At 67.6% G+C, this 14,231-nt stretch carries 16 protein-coding genes and 1 tRNA gene; 7 read left to right on the top strand and 10 right to left on the bottom strand.

Features of this window, described 5'->3' with window-relative positions; all coding sequences use genetic code 11:
- Positions 1-103: 103 nt before the first annotated feature.
- Together Q0982_RS14510 and Q0982_RS14505 are read right to left on the bottom strand one after the other, a co-directional pair.
- On the bottom strand, positions 104-1,201 hold the full coding sequence (locus Q0982_RS14510; RefSeq protein WP_299396732.1) for a 2OG-Fe(II) oxygenase: 1,098 nt from the start codon (positions 1,199-1,201) through the stop codon (positions 104-106).
- 94 nt (positions 1,202-1,295) lie between these two features.
- Positions 1,296-2,189, bottom strand: coding sequence for a DUF3108 domain-containing protein (locus Q0982_RS14505; protein WP_299396730.1), 894 nt, complete (start codon positions 2,187-2,189; stop codon positions 1,296-1,298).
- A gap of 182 nt (positions 2,190-2,371) precedes the next feature.
- On the opposite strand from Q0982_RS14505, the gene Q0982_RS14500 reads away from it, so the two are divergent.
- Positions 2,372-2,719 (top strand): cupin, encoded by a 348-nt coding sequence (locus tag Q0982_RS14500; RefSeq protein ID WP_299396729.1) that lies wholly within the window; start codon positions 2,372-2,374, stop codon positions 2,717-2,719.
- A gap of 19 nt (positions 2,720-2,738) precedes the next feature.
- On the opposite strand, the gene Q0982_RS14495 is transcribed toward Q0982_RS14500, so the two are convergent.
- Positions 2,739-3,407, bottom strand: coding sequence for a pyridoxamine 5'-phosphate oxidase family protein (locus tag Q0982_RS14495; RefSeq protein WP_299396727.1), 669 nt, complete (start codon positions 3,405-3,407; stop codon positions 2,739-2,741).
- 313 nt (positions 3,408-3,720) lie between these two features.
- On the opposite strand from Q0982_RS14495, the gene Q0982_RS14490 reads away from it, so the two are divergent.
- From Q0982_RS14490 to Q0982_RS14475, 4 genes are read left to right on the top strand one after another with little or no spacing between them, the layout of a single operon-like run.
- The gene (locus Q0982_RS14490; protein ID WP_299396726.1) at positions 3,721-3,900 is read left to right on the top strand and encodes a hypothetical protein; all 180 of its coding nucleotides are present in this window, start codon (positions 3,721-3,723) and stop codon (positions 3,898-3,900) included.
- A gap of 11 nt (positions 3,901-3,911) precedes the next feature.
- Complete coding sequence (locus Q0982_RS14485) at positions 3,912-4,289, top strand: thiol-disulfide oxidoreductase DCC family protein (protein ID WP_299396724.1); 378 nt, start codon at positions 3,912-3,914, stop codon at positions 4,287-4,289.
- A complete protein-coding gene (locus Q0982_RS14480) occupies positions 4,286-4,918 on the top strand; it encodes a CIA30 family protein (RefSeq protein WP_299396723.1) in 633 nt (210 codons plus the stop codon). The genes Q0982_RS14485 and Q0982_RS14480 overlap by 4 nt, the downstream gene beginning before the upstream one ends.
- A gap of 21 nt (positions 4,919-4,939) precedes the next feature.
- On the top strand, positions 4,940-5,926 hold the full coding sequence (locus Q0982_RS14475; protein WP_299396721.1) for an NAD(P)/FAD-dependent oxidoreductase: 987 nt from the start codon (positions 4,940-4,942) through the stop codon (positions 5,924-5,926).
- A gap of 18 nt (positions 5,927-5,944) precedes the next feature.
- Here the strand turns inward: Q0982_RS14475 and Q0982_RS14470 are convergent, their stop codons facing one another.
- Both Q0982_RS14470 and Q0982_RS14465 read right to left on the bottom strand, forming a co-directional pair.
- Positions 5,945-6,127, bottom strand: coding sequence for a hypothetical protein (locus Q0982_RS14470; protein ID WP_299396720.1), 183 nt, complete (start codon positions 6,125-6,127; stop codon positions 5,945-5,947).
- Between the two features lie 217 nt (positions 6,128-6,344).
- Positions 6,345-6,420, bottom strand: a tRNA-Thr gene (locus Q0982_RS14465).
- A 319-nt stretch (positions 6,421-6,739) separates the two neighbouring features.
- On the opposite strand from Q0982_RS14465, the gene Q0982_RS14460 reads away from it, so the two are divergent.
- Positions 6,740-8,239 carry an aldehyde dehydrogenase gene (locus Q0982_RS14460; RefSeq protein WP_299396718.1) on the top strand — a complete coding sequence of 500 codons (1,500 nt, stop codon included), beginning with the start codon at positions 6,740-6,742 and terminating at the stop codon, positions 8,237-8,239.
- Between the two features lie 259 nt (positions 8,240-8,498).
- Positions 8,499-8,672 carry a hypothetical protein gene (locus tag Q0982_RS14455; protein WP_299396717.1) on the top strand — a complete coding sequence of 58 codons (174 nt, stop codon included), beginning with the start codon at positions 8,499-8,501 and terminating at the stop codon, positions 8,670-8,672.
- Between the two features lie 31 nt (positions 8,673-8,703).
- Here the strand turns inward: Q0982_RS14455 and Q0982_RS14450 are convergent, their stop codons facing one another.
- The 5 genes from Q0982_RS14450 to rlmB all read right to left on the bottom strand — a co-directional run bounded on the left by Q0982_RS14450 (position 8,704) and on the right by rlmB (position 14,043).
- Complete coding sequence (locus tag Q0982_RS14450) at positions 8,704-9,162, bottom strand: GNAT family N-acetyltransferase (protein ID WP_299396716.1); 459 nt, start codon at positions 9,160-9,162, stop codon at positions 8,704-8,706.
- Positions 9,162-10,040, bottom strand: coding sequence for an N-carbamoylputrescine amidase (gene aguB / locus Q0982_RS14445; RefSeq protein ID WP_299396714.1), 879 nt, complete (start codon positions 10,038-10,040; stop codon positions 9,162-9,164). The genes Q0982_RS14450 and aguB overlap by 1 nt, the downstream gene beginning before the upstream one ends.
- Before the next feature lie 50 nt (positions 10,041-10,090).
- The gene (locus Q0982_RS14440) at positions 10,091-11,473 is read right to left on the bottom strand and encodes an aspartate aminotransferase family protein (RefSeq protein ID WP_299396713.1); all 1,383 of its coding nucleotides are present in this window, start codon (positions 11,471-11,473) and stop codon (positions 10,091-10,093) included.
- A gap of 261 nt (positions 11,474-11,734) precedes the next feature.
- Positions 11,735-13,084: a glutamine synthetase family protein gene (locus Q0982_RS14435; RefSeq protein ID WP_299396712.1), complete on the bottom strand. Its 1,350-nt coding sequence runs from the start codon at positions 13,082-13,084 to the stop codon at positions 11,735-11,737.
- A 95-nt stretch (positions 13,085-13,179) separates the two neighbouring features.
- Positions 13,180-14,043: a 23S rRNA (guanosine(2251)-2'-O)-methyltransferase RlmB gene (rlmB, locus tag Q0982_RS14430; RefSeq protein ID WP_299396710.1), complete on the bottom strand. Its 864-nt coding sequence runs from the start codon at positions 14,041-14,043 to the stop codon at positions 13,180-13,182.
- Positions 14,044-14,231: the final 188 nt, after the last annotated feature.

The raw sequence follows: 14,231 nt of genomic DNA, 5'->3' as shown, positions 1-14,231 counted from the left end.
TCTTCGCTGGGCACCGCTACGCACGGGAGTTCGGCGAGACTGTCGACCCCGATGTTACGCCGTTCCGGCGCGAGGCAATTACGCTCGGATAGCCCCGCGACGCCTACGCGCTGAACAGGTGCGTGCCGAGGATGAAGCGCCGCCCTGAGGTTACCGGCAGCACTTCGTGCAGCAGGGAGCAGGACCAGACGATGGCCGTGCCGGTGGGCACCAGATAGCCCTCCCGGCTGTACTCGCCGAAGCGCAGCGCGCCACCTTCGAAGCCCCCGGCGTTCAAGGTGACGGAGACGGTGAAGCGGCGGTGCCGCGTTTCCTTCGTCGGGTTGTCCCGGTGGGCGCCCAGGGAGCCGCCTTCGGCGGCATCGTAACCGGCGATGCGGTACTCCTCGCGGCGGGTGATCTGCGCCGAGAAGGCCTTGTGGATTTCCGGGATCACCCGGCGGTTCAGCTTCGCGTCCAGGTACTTCTGCAGGTCCGCGTCGCGCACCACCCGCTGCAGCACCTTGCCGTAATCCTTATTGCGGACCATGAAATCGCCGCTCTCCTGCTGGAAGCCGCGGGTCTGAAAACCCTCCGCCTCCCACAGCGGTGCCGGCCGGTGCCAGTGGTCGATCAGATCGCTGCAGTCCTCCGGGCTGAGGGTGCGCGGCAGCACCAGCACCGGCGGGTGCCCGGCGAGCGGAGCGCTTGTGGGATCCTCGGCGGCGGCCTGCGCGAGCGCCGCGGCAATCGCCGGGCCGCGGCTGGCACCGCCGCCGTCGACGAGGGCAACAAGCCGCAGGTTGGCATCGAGCACGAAGGTCACGGCCGTCCGGCCGATGGTTGCGGCATCCAGGCCGCAGGCGCGGTAAAGCTGGCTCTTGCTGTCGGAGAGCACCGGGAAGGACAGAGCCTGTTGCCCGGCCAAGGCCAGGTTCTCGTCCTGGCTGCGCCGGGTGACGGCCAGTGCCGCCGGGCTTTGGGCCTCTGAAGAAGAACCGTCCGGCAGCATCGCTGCCAGCCCCGACAGTTCCGCCGCGAAGTCCGGCTCCGTCCCCTCGCACTCGAAGACCAGAACCAGAGGCCTGCCGGCCCGGAAGTCATCCAAGGGACTGACGGCGGCGCCGTGCGCGTCCGGCAGGGCAAAGGGCGGGATGCGGTCGCCCGCTTCCAGGCGGTCGGCGCCTGTAAAGGCTGCCCGCCGTCGGGTCTGCACAGTCATTGTCTGCGGTGTCCCCTTTGACGGCCATCATAGGCGCGTCGCGATAAGGGGACCAGTTTTTAGTAAGCGCGTGGACTAGCGGGGACTAAACGAGTCAGTCGGTGAGCGGGGGTTGGCCGTCGAGGCTGTAGCCCGTCAAGTGGCCCATCACGGTGCCGTAGCCGGTTTCGATCTGCAGGCGCACGGGGATCAGGGGTGCGTCCGCCGCCGGGCGGGCGACCCAGATGATCCGCTCGCGCGCCGTTGCGGCGTACTTGTTGCGCTCGATGCGGTGACCGCCCAGCATCTCGTAGTCGACCTGGCAGCCGCGGGCGACGCCGTCGAAAATCGAATAGCTGTTGGGCTCCAGAGTCTTGGTGCCGGCATCGGCGACCTTGAGGTCATAGCGCTTGCGGCCGTCGAACACGGCGAAGCGTCCCTCGCAGGCGCCACCGTTCTGCAACAGCTGGGCGATGCCGGCGATGACGCTGAGGGGATCGAGCGTGCCCTTGCCGGCATCCTCGGGCAGGGGGTGGCGCCCTTCCCAGTCCTGCTCCGGCACGGCCTCGGACTCGATGATGTTGCCCTCGTCGTCGTAGCGCAGCGTGACAATCCGCTCCAGGTCGTCCAGCGTGCCGCGGTTGTCGTGCCACTGCGGCACGATCCTGTCCGGGTCGACGCGCCCGACACTCTCGGTCTCGCCCTTCCAGCTCGTGAACCAGGAGAGAAAGCCCTGGGTTTCCGCTGCCGCGGTGACGCGGTAGCGCTCTCCGCCGTTCTCCAGCGTCGCTTCCGCATTCAGGACGTGGAAGCCGCCGAAGTAGACTTCGTAGGTGGCGGTGACGGGCTTGGTCGCGGTCGCTTCCGCGGCGGTGGCATTCGAGGCGGTGGCATTCGAGGCGGCGGCATTCGAGGCGGCGGCATTCGAGGCGGCGGTTGAGAGCAGCGCGGTCGAGAGCAGGACCGTTGCGAAACTCCCGAACCTCTTGCGGCAACTGGGGGTCATCATGTCTCCAGCCTATCATCGCGACGCGGGAAAGTGTATGCCATCTCTGGGACCTCAGCTATCACTTACGGTGTCCGGCCGGGCGGTGGATCACATCTTTCCGGCGATGCCCCGGAAGACCCGGCGCGGCGCGCCAACCGATGCCGCACTGCCGGGACCTGTCCTGCGCAGCTAGAGAGGCCGCCATGACGACTGTTACGAATCTGTTGCGCGATCTGCCGTCCGCCGCGGCGGCAGAGGTCTTCGAAACGCTGCTGGAACGGCCGGGCGTGAAGCTGGAACGCATCGTCTCCGAGGGGCAGACGACGCCGGAGGGCGACTGGTACGACCAGGAGAGCGACGAATGGGTCCTGCTTCTGGCCGGCGCTGCGCGCCTTGCTATTGAGGCCGGCGACGGGAACCTGGAGGAGCGCGACCTTGTGCCGGGCGATGCGCTGCTGCTGCCTGCGCGCTGCCGCCACCGGGTGACCTGGACCGATCCTCTCCGTCCGACCATCTGGCTTGGTCTGCACGTAACGCCGCAAATAGCGTGAGCCGTGCGCATGGAAGTCTTCAGGGCACCAACCAGGTCTTCTCCCAGATCTGGCCGTCTCTGATGAACCGCGCCCGGCGATGGCCCCGGGCGGCGAGGTAGAGCCACTCGATGCTGCGCAGTGTCACAACGACGGCGGCGAAGTGTTCGGCGCCGGCCTCGCCCTGCCCGGCATGGCCGAGCTGCGCGGGTCCGAGGTGCGGGGGCCCAAGGTGCGCAGGGAGGGGCGCCGCGATCTCTTCGCCCGGCGTTGCCGGCACCCGGTAGCAGGCGCGGCTGAAGGGGCGGGTCGCCTTCCATGCACCATCGGCGATGGGGTCGTCGCGGTGCAGGCTTGCGAGGCCTTCGACGCGGAGCTGGATTTTGCGGCCGGGATCGTAGAAGTGCAGGGCGACTGCCGGCCGGTCGCTGATCTCGCTCACCTTTGCGGAGCGCCGGTCGGTGTGGAACCGCAAGGTTGCGGTCTCCTGATCGGCGGCCCGCAGCACCACCGTTCTGGCCGACGGCGTTCCATCCGCCCGCACCGTGGCGAGGCAGGGGGTGTGAAAGGCGGCCCGCCGGTCGGCCGCGCCGCGCCGCAGCTGGTCCCAGGCCTCCGCCAGGGCCGCCTCCAGATCGTCGTAGAAGGGCTCTTGCGGTACCGGTTCAGGCCGAAGGCTTTCGGCCAAGGTCGGATCAGGCAGGGTCATGACACACTGTGCTATTACCACTTTTCGGAAGTACCCGAAGATCTAGCGCGTTTCGGCTGGAAGCCCAGGTGTTGTTACGCCTGCTGCCGGCTTGACCGGGCTCCGCCGCGCGCTAAGTCGTGGATCAAGGAAATCAGGACTTTAGGCGCCCCGGGTCTGTCTGATCCCAGGGCGCCGGAAAGGACTTCGGGATGGGAGTTTTGGCCAGCTATACCCTTGCGACGAAAGGGTTTCTGTTGGGTGCCGCCATGGGGATGACGGCCGTCGCCATGGCCCGCTGCTGTGCAAAGTCCAGGGCGCGGAGGCGCGCGCAATGATTGTTCGCCTGGGGCTCAACTTCGGCGCTCATCTGCTCGCCGGTGCCGCCTTTGGGGCGCTGGCAGCCTGCGCCGCCAAGTCCTGCATGCGCAAGGACCGCGCGGCGGAGCACGACAATCACCACGACGAAGACGCAGCGGAGCCTGACGTCGGCGCAAAACCCGAAAGCGCCTGACTGCACCTCGTATGTCTGACTCCGAAAGACTGACCGTCTTCTACGATGGCGCCTGCCCGCTGTGCCGGCGTGAAATCGCCTTCTACCAACGCCGGCGCGGGGCCGAGGCGGTTGCCTGGTGCGACGTCAGCGCACTGGCCGGTGGCGAGGCGACGGCCGGCCTGTCGTGTGAAGCGGCACTGGCGCGCTTCCACGTGCGCGAGCCCTCGGGGCGCCTCCTCTCCGGCGGGGCTGCCTTCGCTCGCCTCTGGGAGGAACTGCCGGCCTTCCGCGCTCTCGGGCGGGCCTTTCGCCTCCCGCCCATGCGCTGGCTCCTCGAGCGCTGCTATGATCTCTTCCTTGTTCTCCGTCCCTGGATGCAGGGTCTTGTCCGACGGGCCGGGGCGTGACGGACCTTGCACGCCGAGGCCTTCTGCTGGCAGGGCTGGCCTGCACCGCCTCGGTCGTGCTTGCATCGCATAGTGTTGCAGGTGCGCGGAAGGGCGACGACACGGTGGCGCCGACGAGATCCTTTCTGATCGACGACTTTAGCGATCCCGGCCTCGTGTCGCGACTCGGCACGCCCTGGCGCGCGGTCAGCGACCGGGTGATGGGCGGGGTCTCCGAAGCCTCTGTGACGCGAGAGGCGGAGGGTGGTTCCGCCTGCCTGCGGCTGACCGGCGATGTGCGGCTGGAGAACAACGGCGGCTTCGTGCAGGCAGCCCTCGACCTCACGTCCTCGGGCGAGACCTTCGATGCCTCCGCCTATGCCGGTCTGCGTTTGACCGTGCGCGGCAATGGAGAACACTACGGCCTGCATCTGCGCAGCGCCGACAACACGCGGCCCTGGCAGTCCTATCGCTCGGCTTTCACGGCGGGATCGGAGGCAACGACCCTGGAGATTCCCTTCGCGGCCTTTCAGCCCTACCGCAGCGAAAAGCCGCTGGACGTCAGCCGCCTGCGCCGGCTTGGGCTCGTCGCCATCGGCCGCGCCTTTACCGCCGATCTCGTCCTCTGCCGCATCGCCTTCTATCGCTAGGCGGGGCGCTGGGTGGGGGCGATGGGAGAGAAAGACACAGCACGGATTGCCGTGATCGGGGCCGGCCTCGCCGGCCTGCTCTGCGCCCGGCGCCTCCAGGATGCCGGCCTGCGTCCGGTCGTCTTCGAGAAGAGCCGAGGCCTCGGCGGCCGGCTGGCGACCCGCCGCGCCGAGGGCGAACGGACCTTCGACCACGGCGCCCAGTACATCACCGCGCGCAGTCCCGGCTTCCGCGCCCTCCTCGAAAACGCGCGGCGGGCCGGCAGCGCGGATCTCTGGCGCCCGCGTCTCGCGCCGGGGATGGAGGGGTGCGGCGAGGACTGGATGGTCGGCGCCCCGGCGATGAACGCCCTGGTCCGCCCCCTGGCCGAGGGGCTCGACATCCGCTTGCAGAGCCAGGTCACCGCCCTTCGCCGCTCTTCTGGAGGCTGGTGTCTGGACGGCATTGACGAGGAGGCGGACCGACCCTTCGACACCGTAGTTTGCACCGTACCGGCGCCACAGGCACAGACTCTGACGGCCGGCGAAGCGGCGCTGGCGGAACACCTCGCCGCCGTCCGCGTTGCCCCCTGTTGGGCCCTGATGGTGACGTTTTCCGGGTCCTTCGATCCCGGCTTCGATGCCTGCCGCCTGGAGGGGGAGGCGTTGGCCTGGATCGCCCGCAACGCCTCCAAGCCCGGCCGCGCGGTCGGGCGCGACACCTGGGTGATCCACGCAAGCCCGGAATGGAGCGGCGCGACCCTCGAGCTGGAGCGGGAGGAAGCCGCCGCGCGGATCGTCGCGCTGCTGCCGGCCGCCTTCGGGCGCGACCTGCCGCCCATCGACCACGCCGTCGCCCACCGCTGGCGCTACGCCCTCACCACCGCACCGCTGGGAAAGCCCCACCTCGCCAGCGACGACGGCAGCCTCCTCATCGGCGGCGACTGGTGCCTCGGCGCCCGGGTCGAATGCGCCTATGAAAGCGGGGAAGCGATGGCAATGGCGGTGCTGGAGCGGTTTGGCAGATAGATTCCTTCGGCGCGGAACCTATGCGCCTTCATCCGACGCACCCTCATCCGGATCCGGAACGGAGCCTTCGGCTTCTTCGATCTCGGCGCCGGCTCTGTCGAGGATCTCCAGGTCGTGGGTGACGACGTCATGAAAAGCGCCCGAGACTTCAGGGTCAGGCTTGTCGACCCGCGTCTTTTTCGGCTCCGCCACAAGTAGCATGCGCTCGTCCTTTCGGACGCACATGGTGGCCAAAGTCGCGCGGTTTATGCAACTGTAAAACGAATATTAGAGAAAGCTATACGCGCATTAAGAGATTTGATTAGGCGGTGCCGAGTGCCCCGCCTCTTATTGCTGTTCGCACAGCCGGACCAAGATCGCAGGGTGAGACACAAAGGTTGCGCGACCGGCATGTTCGCCGTTGTGCTTTTGGAGGTGCTGGTGCCGGCTGAGGGACTCGAACCCCCGACCCTCTGATTACAAATCAGATGCTCTACCAGCTGAGCTAAGCCGGCCCCGGCGGGCGCCGCCTGAACGGCATTCGGCGCCTGATGCCATCGGGCGGCAAGATAGGGTGGGCGGGGCCGCACCGCAAGGTCGCTGGCCGCCGTCCTGGCTTTAGGGCGCGGCCCATGCGGTGTCTGCGGGTCGGCTATGCCCCCGGGCGCCAAGGCTTGCCTTGCCTGACGGGGCGGGCTTAAGGTCCGGGAACGCGGGCCTTTTGGCCCCCCCAGGAAACAGCTAACCAGCAAACAGCTAACCAGCAAACAGCCAACCAGCTACAGCCAACCAAACGCGCCACAGCCGTGGCCGGCACCAGGGAGCATTAGCGCCATGTCAGCGGCCCTCTCCATCGAATCCCTCAAGACCCAGGCCCAGGGCCTGTCCTTTCGCAATCAGGCCTTCATCGGTGGCCAGTTCGCCGATGCCGCCTCCGGCAAGACCTTCGACTGCGTCTCGCCTGTCGACGGCAAGGTGCTGACGGCGGTGGCCGCCGGCGAGGCGGAAGACGTCGACCGTGCGGTGAAGGCCGCCCGCGCCGCCTTCGAGGACGGGCGCTGGTCGCGCCAGCACCCGGCCAAGCGCAAGAAGGTGCTGCAGCGCTGGGCCGATCTGATCGAGGAGCACGCCACCGAGCTGGCGCTGCTGGAGACCCTCGATATGGGCAAGCCGATCGGCGATTCCGCCCGCATCGACATTCCCGCCGTCGCCAACTGCATCCGCTGGTACGGCGAGGCTATCGACAAGATCTATGATGAGGTGGCGCCCACCGGCGACAACGCGGTTGCCATGATGCTGCGCGAGCCGCTGGGCGTTATCGGCGCCGTGGTGCCGTGGAACTTCCCGCTGCTGATGGCGGCCTGGAAGATGGGCCCGGCGCTGGCCACCGGCAATTCGATGGTGATCAAGCCGGCCGAGCAGTCGCCGCTGACCGTGATCCGCGCCGCCGAGCTGGCGGTCGAGGCGGGCCTGCCCGAGGGCGTGCTGAACGTCGTCCCGGGCTTCGGCGAGACGGCGGGCCAGGCGCTTGGTCGCCACATGGACGTCGACGCCATTGCCTTCACCGGCTCCGGCGAGGTCGGCAAGCTGTTCATGAAATACTCGGGCGAGTCCAACATGAAGCGGGTCTCGCTGGAGTGCGGCGGCAAGACCCCCAACATCGTCATGGCCGATGCGCCGGACCTCGACGCCGCGGCGACGGCGGCGGCCTGGGCGATCTTCTTCAACCAGGGTGAGGTCTGCAACGCCGGCTCCCGCCTGTTGGTGGAGGAGAGCGTGAAGGACGAACTGCTGGAGCGCATCATGAAGGTCGGCCAGCAGATGCGCATCGGCGATCCGCTGGACCCGGCGACCCAGATGGGCGCCATGGTCGACGACACCCAGATGGAGCGGGTGCTGGGCTACATCGAAAAGGGCCAGAGCGAGGGCGCCAGGCTGGCCATGGGCGGCGAGCGCGTCATGGCCGAGACCGGCGGCTACTACATCGCGCCCACGGTCTTCGACAATGTGAAGAACGACATGACCATCGCCCAGGAAGAGATCTTCGGGCCGGTGCTCTCGACCATCAGCTTCTCCGACCCGGAAGAGGCGGTCCGCATCGGCAACGACACCATCTACGGCCTCGCCGCGGCGGTCTGGACCAGCGACATCAACAAGGCTCACAAAGCGGCCAAGGCGCTGCGCTCCGGCGTGGTCTGGGTGAACTGCTTCGATGCCGGCGAGATGTCGACGCCCTTCGGCGGCTTCAAGCAGTCCGGCTTCGGCCGCGACAAGTCGCTCCACGCCATGGACAAGTACACCGAAGTGAAAACCGTCTGGATCGAGCTGCACTGACCCCTGCGGCAGGCATCGGGGTAGAAGCGGCGGAGCTCTCACGGGCTCCGCCGTTTCTCTTTGCGCTGCGCCTGTCCGGGTAAAGATTCCCAGCGTATTGCCCTGGCGCGAATTCACTCCAGTTTCTTTTGCGTATATGCAGCCTAAGAGGGCGGACTTGCCTCAGGTTTGTCCCAGCGTTGCAGGGCCACCGCTCCTACATTTTCATATGTATGGGCAGCGATTCCGCCAACCGGTGCAAGGCCGGGCAGGCGGGGTCATGAAGGGCAACGACATGAACGTGATTGATTTCCGCGAAGCGGCGGCGCGCCAGGGCGTGAGGACGGCGCGGCTGGACATGGACGACGTGCTTTCGCGCGGCAGCCAGGACCTTGGGCTCGACGAGGACAACGCGGGCTTTCTGGTCCTGACGGAAGGCGAAGACTTCGAATGAAAGTCAGAGGTCTGGCAGGCGGCGTTCCCGTCTAAACACGCTTTTCCATGTAGACGCGGTCAAAGCCGCTGACGGTTCTGCGCTCCAGCTCGCGGTAGCCGTTGCGCCGATAGAGCGCGACATTTTCCGACATCAGTGCATGGGTGTAGAGCTGGATGCGGTTGTAGCCCCGCCGGTGCGCTTCTTCTTCTGCGAAAGCCATCAAGGTTCTTCCGTGCCCGCCCCCCTGGCGGGTCGGGTCGATGGCGATGTTGTCCAGCAGCAGATGGCCGTCACCCGCCTCCAGCACCAGAATGCCGGCGACGTCACCGGCCGTTTCCAACACATAAGCCTGCCCGTCCGCAATGCGCTTGGCATAGTCGTCGAGCATCGGTCCCGGGCGCTTGCCGATGCGCGCGATGTAGGGGGTGTAGGCCGCCGCGACGATCGCTTCGATACGCGCCTGGTCGGCGGCGAGCGCCGGCCGAATGGTGCCGGAGGTTGCGGCCATCAGCTGTCCGCGACGCCGCCGTCCAAGGTCATCAGCGGGCCGTAGAGGTCCGGGCGGCGGTCGCGGAACAGGCCCCAGGACGCACGCTGGGCACGCAGCGCGTCGAGGTCGAAGGTGGCGGTGATGACGGAGCGCTGGTCTTCGTCGGCTTCGGCGACCTTGGCGCCGGTGGCGTCGGCGATGAAGGAGGAGCCGTAAAAGGTGATGCCGGCGGCGTCGCCCTCCTCACGGCCGATGCGGTTGGAGGCGACCAGCGGCGTCAGGTTGGCGGCGGCATGGCCCTGCATGGTGCGCTGCCAGTGATCCTTCGAATTGAGGCCCGGGTCCTGGGGCTCGCTGCCGATGGCCGTGGGATAAAACAGGATCTCCGCGCCCATCAGCGCCATGGCGCGGGCGCATTCCGGGAACCACTGGTCCCAGCAGATGCCGGCGCCCAGAGTCCCGTAGCGGGTCTGCCAGACGCGAAAGCCGCTGTCCCCGGGATTGAAGTAGAACTTTTCCTGATAGCCCGGCCCGTCGGGGATGTGGGACTTGCGGTAGACGCCCAGGCTGCGGCCGTCGGCGTCGATCATCGCCAGCGAATTGTAGTGGGCGTTGTTGGCCCGCTCGAAGAAGCTGACCGGGAGAACCACATTCAGTTCCGCAGCCAGGGCGCTCATGCGCTGCAGCACCGGGTTGCCCTCGGCCGGCTGCGCCAGGGCGAAGTACTCCTGCTTCTGGTCGACGCAGAAGTAGGGTGTCTCGAAGAGTTCCTGGATCAGCACGACCTGGGCACCGGCTCCGGCAGCCTCGCGCACCAGGGCCTCGGCGTTGTCGAGATTGGCGTGGCGGTCCCAGTCGCAGGCCATCTGGGTGGCGGCCACCGTAACCTCGCGCATCTTGCTGTCTCCCTTCGTTGCTCGGCGGCCGGTTCTCTGGCTGCCGGCGGCTAGCGGATGTTCAGGTCTGCCGCCGTCAGGTCGAGTGCAAGGCGCAGCCGGCGGACCAGTTCGTCGGCTTCCGCGCGCGTGAGGGTGAGAGGCGGGGCCAGCACCATGGCATCGCCGACGGCGCGCGAGACCACGCCGTTGGCAAAGCAGTGGTCGCGGCAGAGGGTGCCGGCGCGCCCGCGCGGAGAGAAGCGGCTGCGGCTGGGCTTGTCGGAGACCAGCTCGACCGCGCCGATGAAGCCGATGCCGCGCACCTCGCCGACCAGCGGATGCTCGGCCAGATCCTGCAGGAGCGCTTGCAGGTAGGGCCCGGTGTCGTCATGGACCCGCTCGACCAGCTTTTCCTCTTCCATGATGGCGATGTTCTCCAGCGCCACGGCACAGGCGACCGGGTGGCCGGAGTAGGTGAAGCCGTGGGCGAACTCGCCGCCCATGGACCAGAGGGTTTCGGCGACCCGGTCGCCCACCATCACCGCCGAAAGCGGCAGGTAGCCTGAGGTGATGCCCTTGGCCAGGGTCATCATGTCGGGCTTGATGTCGAAGAGATCGCTGCCGAACCAGTGCCCGGTGCGCCCGAAGCCGCAGATCACCTCGTCGGCGATCAGCAGGATGTCGTGCTCCCGGCAGATGCGCTGCACTTCCGGCCAGTAGGTTTCCGGGGGGATGACCACGCCGCCGGCGCCCTGGATGGGCTCGCCGATAAAGGCGGCCACGGTTTCCGGGCCCAGCTCCAGGATCTTGTCCTCGACCGCCCTGGCCGCGGCGATGCCGAAGTCCGCCGGGTCCATGTCGCCGCCTTCGGCGAACCAGTAGGGTTGGCGGACGTGGTGGAAGCCGGGCAGCGGCAGGTCGTCGAGCGCGTGCATGGGCTGCATGCCGCCCAGGCTGGCGGCGGCCATGGTGCTGCCGTGATAGCTGTTGGTGCGGCTGATGATGTTGCGCCGCTCCGGCCGGCCCGCCAGCTTCCAGTAGCGCCGGACCATCCGCGCGATGGTGTCGTTGGCCTCAGAACCGGAGGAAGCGTAGAACACCCGGGTCAGCCCCTCCGGCGTCAGCGCGGCCAGCTTCTCCGAGAGCTCGATGGAGGGCGGCGTCGCCGTCTTGAAGAAGGTGTTGTAGTAGGGCAGGGCCGCCATCTGGTCGTAGGCGGCCTTGGCCAGGCGTTCGCGCCCGTAGCCGACGTTGACGCACCACAGGCCGGACATGCCGTCGAGGATGCGGTTGCCTTCGGAGTCTTCCAGCCAGACACCTTCGGCGCGGGTGATGATCCGGCTGCCGCCCTCCTCGGCGAGGCCTTTGAAGTCGGTGAAGGGATGAAAGTGGTGGCGGCTGTCGGCGGCGCGCCAGACGGCGGTGGAGTTGCGCAGGGCTTGGGTAGACATGACGACAATCCTATTCAGGTCACCAGGGATGGATCCTCTTCCCGGCGGTGCCGGGCCCCTGGCGGTCTAAGGATTGAAGCCGATTCTTGCGCAGTTCAGCAGCAGATCGGCCAAGCGGCAGCGCAGGGAAACGCCGCAGCCGGCGTCCCCGTTCGCGTTCCCGCCTGATTGTCTGGTGCTTGCCGTCGTCCCCATGCCGCTGCCCGAAATCCGTGTTCGACGGGCCTCTGCTGCCCGCGTCGAGCCCGGATTTTACCAGCCCTAGACATTCAAGAGAAGGTGCTCGCGCTCCCAGGAGGAGATGACCTGCTGGTAGGCGTCCAGTTCTTCGTACTTCACCAGGGTCACGGCCTGAATGAAGAGCGCCCCCAGGACAGGCTTCAGCGCCTTCGTGGAATTGAAGCGTTCCAGCGCGTCATAGAGCGTGCGCGGCAGGGTCCGGGCAAGGCGGTAGGCGCTGCCCTCGATGGGCGCGCGGGGCTTCAGGTTTTCCGTCATGCCCAGGAAGCCGCAGGCCAGCGAGGCGGCGATCGCCAGATAGGGGTTGGCGTCGGCACCGGCCAGGCGATTCTCGACCCGCCGGTTCTCCGGCCCCGAGTTCGGCACCCGCAGGCCGACGGTGCGGTTGTCGTAGCCCCAGTGGGTGTTGATCGGGGCGTCGTAGTCCGGCATCAGCCGGCGGTAGCTGTTCACGTTGGGCGCCAGCAGCGGCATCACCGCCGGCAGGTAGCGCTGCAGGCCGGCGATGTGCTTGCGGAACAGGGCGGTGTCCTTGCCGGACTTGGTGGCGAAGAGGTTGCGGCCGGTCTTGGCGTCCAGCACCGATTGGTGGACGTGCATGGAACTGCCCGGCTGGCCCTGCATCGGCTTGGCCATGAAGGTGGCGTAGACCTTGCCGCGCAGGCCGGCCTCGCGCACCGCGCGCTTAAAGAGGAAGGCCTGGTCGGCGAGGCGCAGGGCGTCGCCGTGGTTGAAGTTCATCTCCATCTGGGCGGCCCCGCCCTCGTGGGTCAGGGTGTCGATGTCGATGTTCATCGCCTCGCAGAAGTCATAGACCTCTTCGAAGATCGGGTCGAACTCGTTGACGGCGTCCAGGCCGTAAGCCTGGCGGCTGGTCTCGCGGCGCCCGGAGCGGCCGATCGGCGGTTCCAGCGGATAGTCCGGATCGGTGTTCACGTCGACCAGGAAGAACTCCAGCTCCGGGGCCACGGTGGGTGTCCAGCCCTGCTCGGCGTAGAGCTCCAGGACCTGTTTCAGGATGCGCCGCGGGGCGATTTCCACAGGCTCGTGGCTGAAGTGAAAGGCATCGCAGATGACCTGCGCGGTCGGCTCCTCGTACCAGGGGACGATGCGGATCGTCTCCTCGTCCGGGATCAGGTAGACGTCCTTGGTGGAGGCGCTGACGACGGAGCTGGGGTCTTCCGGATAGTCGCCGTTCACGGTCTGGACGAAAACATCCTCCGGTATGCGAAGGCCGTGGCGGCGCATGCCGTCCAGAAACTTCTTGGCCGGCAGGATCTTGCCCCGGGCAATGCCGGCCATGTCCGGCACCAGGCATTCGACCTCGTCGATCCGGTTGTCCTTCAAAAAGGCTTCGATGGCGGAACTCATGATCACCTGCGTGTTGATTTGGGCAAACCGCTAACACGGCCCTCGCGCGACTGGCAAGCAGGCCGGGCGGGCTGCCGGTGTCCTGGAGAGGGCGGTCAGCCGCGCCCCAGGAGCTCGTAGAGGGCGACGGCGGCGGCGTTGGAGATATTGAGGGATTCGATGGGCGGGCGGGTCGGCAGCCGTACCAGCAGGTCGCAGCGTTCCCGCGTCAGGCGGCGCAGCCCGCTGCCCTCTGCGCCCAGCACCAGGGCCACGGCTTCGGCCGGATCGCTTCCTGCCAGGGTCCCGGGCGCTTCGCCGGCCAGGCCGAGGCACCAGAAGCCTGCTTCCTTCAGGCCGTCAAGGGCCCGGGCTAGGTTGGTCACCTTGATATAGGGGACGACCTCCAGCGCCCCGGAGGCCGACTTGGCGAGGGTGCCGCTCTCCTCCGGCGCACCCTTGTCCAGGCTGACGACCGCCAGGGCGCCGAAGGCGGCGGCCGAGCGCAGGACGGCCCCCACGTTGTGGGGATCGGTCACCTGGTCCAGCAGCAGGATGACCCGCCGCCCGGCCTCCGCAACCCGGGCGCCGGCGGCGATCTCCTCCAGAAACGGCTGATCCAGCGGCGCGACCTGGGCCGCCAGGCCCTGGTGCACCGCGCCCTCAGGGAGGAAAGACTCGATTTCCGGGCGGCTCAGGGTCTCGGCCGCGACCTGCGCGTGGGCCGCGGCGCGCTCCTGGCGCAGGCGCTGGCCCCAGGTCTGGGCCGCCTCCGGGCTGAGCAGCAGCCGCTGGATGTGCCGCCGCGGATTGGCGAGGGCCGCCAGCACCGGATGGACGCCGTAGAGCCAGAGGCTGCCGGGGGTGAGTGCGCCGGCGCTGCGCCGGCGCCTGGAGTCGTGGCCCGGAGCCGCGGAGCGCCTGGGAGTTCGGGGCTTGCGGCCGGCGCCCGGGGCCAGCTTGGGCTTGCGTTTGGTCATTCCGAGACCTACTATTTATACAGACAGGCAGCAGCGTTTCTCTGCGCTCCTTTCGACCGGCCGATGAAAATGGTCGGAAAGGGGCGCTATTGCCGTGTTTAGAAGTTGACAGGCTGAATTAAATCAACATATTTCGCAACTCCATCGCACCACCGGTTGCGTCGGCTGGAGGGGTGCCCGAGTGGCTA

This window comes from Pelagibius sp. (assembly GCF_028281305.1).
In the GTDB taxonomy this organism is placed as follows: Bacteria; Pseudomonadota; Alphaproteobacteria; order Kiloniellales; family Kiloniellaceae; genus Pelagibius.
Note: the sequence above shows the minus strand (reverse complement) of the source record. Positions and strands in the feature narration are given on the sequence as shown.

What these genes read in the sequence shown, in the direction of transcription:
- Q0982_RS14510 (WP_299396732.1), bottom strand. Translation starts at nt 1,201, where the DNA reads ATGACTGTGCAGACCCGACGGCGGGCAGCCTTTACAGGCGCCGACCGC.
- Q0982_RS14470 (WP_299396720.1), bottom strand. Translation starts at nt 6,127, where the DNA reads ATGCTACTTGTGGCGGAGCCGAAAAAGACGCGGGTCGACAAGCCTGAC.
- rlmB (WP_299396710.1), bottom strand. Translation starts at nt 14,043, where the DNA reads ATGACCAAACGCAAGCCCAAGCTGGCCCCGGGCGCCGGCCGCAAGCCC.
- Q0982_RS14495 (WP_299396727.1), bottom strand. Translation starts at nt 3,407, where the DNA reads ATGACCCTGCCTGATCCGACCTTGGCCGAAAGCCTTCGGCCTGAACCG.
- Q0982_RS14460 (WP_299396718.1), top strand. Translation starts at nt 6,740, where the DNA reads ATGTCAGCGGCCCTCTCCATCGAATCCCTCAAGACCCAGGCCCAGGGC.
- aguB (WP_299396714.1), bottom strand. Translation starts at nt 10,040, where the DNA reads ATGCGCGAGGTTACGGTGGCCGCCACCCAGATGGCCTGCGACTGGGAC.
- Q0982_RS14455 (WP_299396717.1), top strand. Translation starts at nt 8,499, where the DNA reads ATGAAGGGCAACGACATGAACGTGATTGATTTCCGCGAAGCGGCGGCG.
- Q0982_RS14435 (WP_299396712.1), bottom strand. Translation starts at nt 13,084, where the DNA reads ATGAGTTCCGCCATCGAAGCCTTTTTGAAGGACAACCGGATCGACGAG.
- Q0982_RS14485 (WP_299396724.1), top strand. Translation starts at nt 3,912, where the DNA reads ATGTCTGACTCCGAAAGACTGACCGTCTTCTACGATGGCGCCTGCCCG.
- Q0982_RS14450 (WP_299396716.1), bottom strand. Translation starts at nt 9,162, where the DNA reads ATGGCCGCAACCTCCGGCACCATTCGGCCGGCGCTCGCCGCCGACCAG.
- Q0982_RS14500 (WP_299396729.1), top strand. Translation starts at nt 2,372, where the DNA reads ATGACGACTGTTACGAATCTGTTGCGCGATCTGCCGTCCGCCGCGGCG.
- Q0982_RS14440 (WP_299396713.1), bottom strand. Translation starts at nt 11,473, where the DNA reads ATGTCTACCCAAGCCCTGCGCAACTCCACCGCCGTCTGGCGCGCCGCC.
- Q0982_RS14475 (WP_299396721.1), top strand. Translation starts at nt 4,940, where the DNA reads ATGGGAGAGAAAGACACAGCACGGATTGCCGTGATCGGGGCCGGCCTC.
- Q0982_RS14505 (WP_299396730.1), bottom strand. Translation starts at nt 2,189, where the DNA reads ATGATGACCCCCAGTTGCCGCAAGAGGTTCGGGAGTTTCGCAACGGTC.
- Q0982_RS14490 (WP_299396726.1), top strand. Translation starts at nt 3,721, where the DNA reads ATGATTGTTCGCCTGGGGCTCAACTTCGGCGCTCATCTGCTCGCCGGT.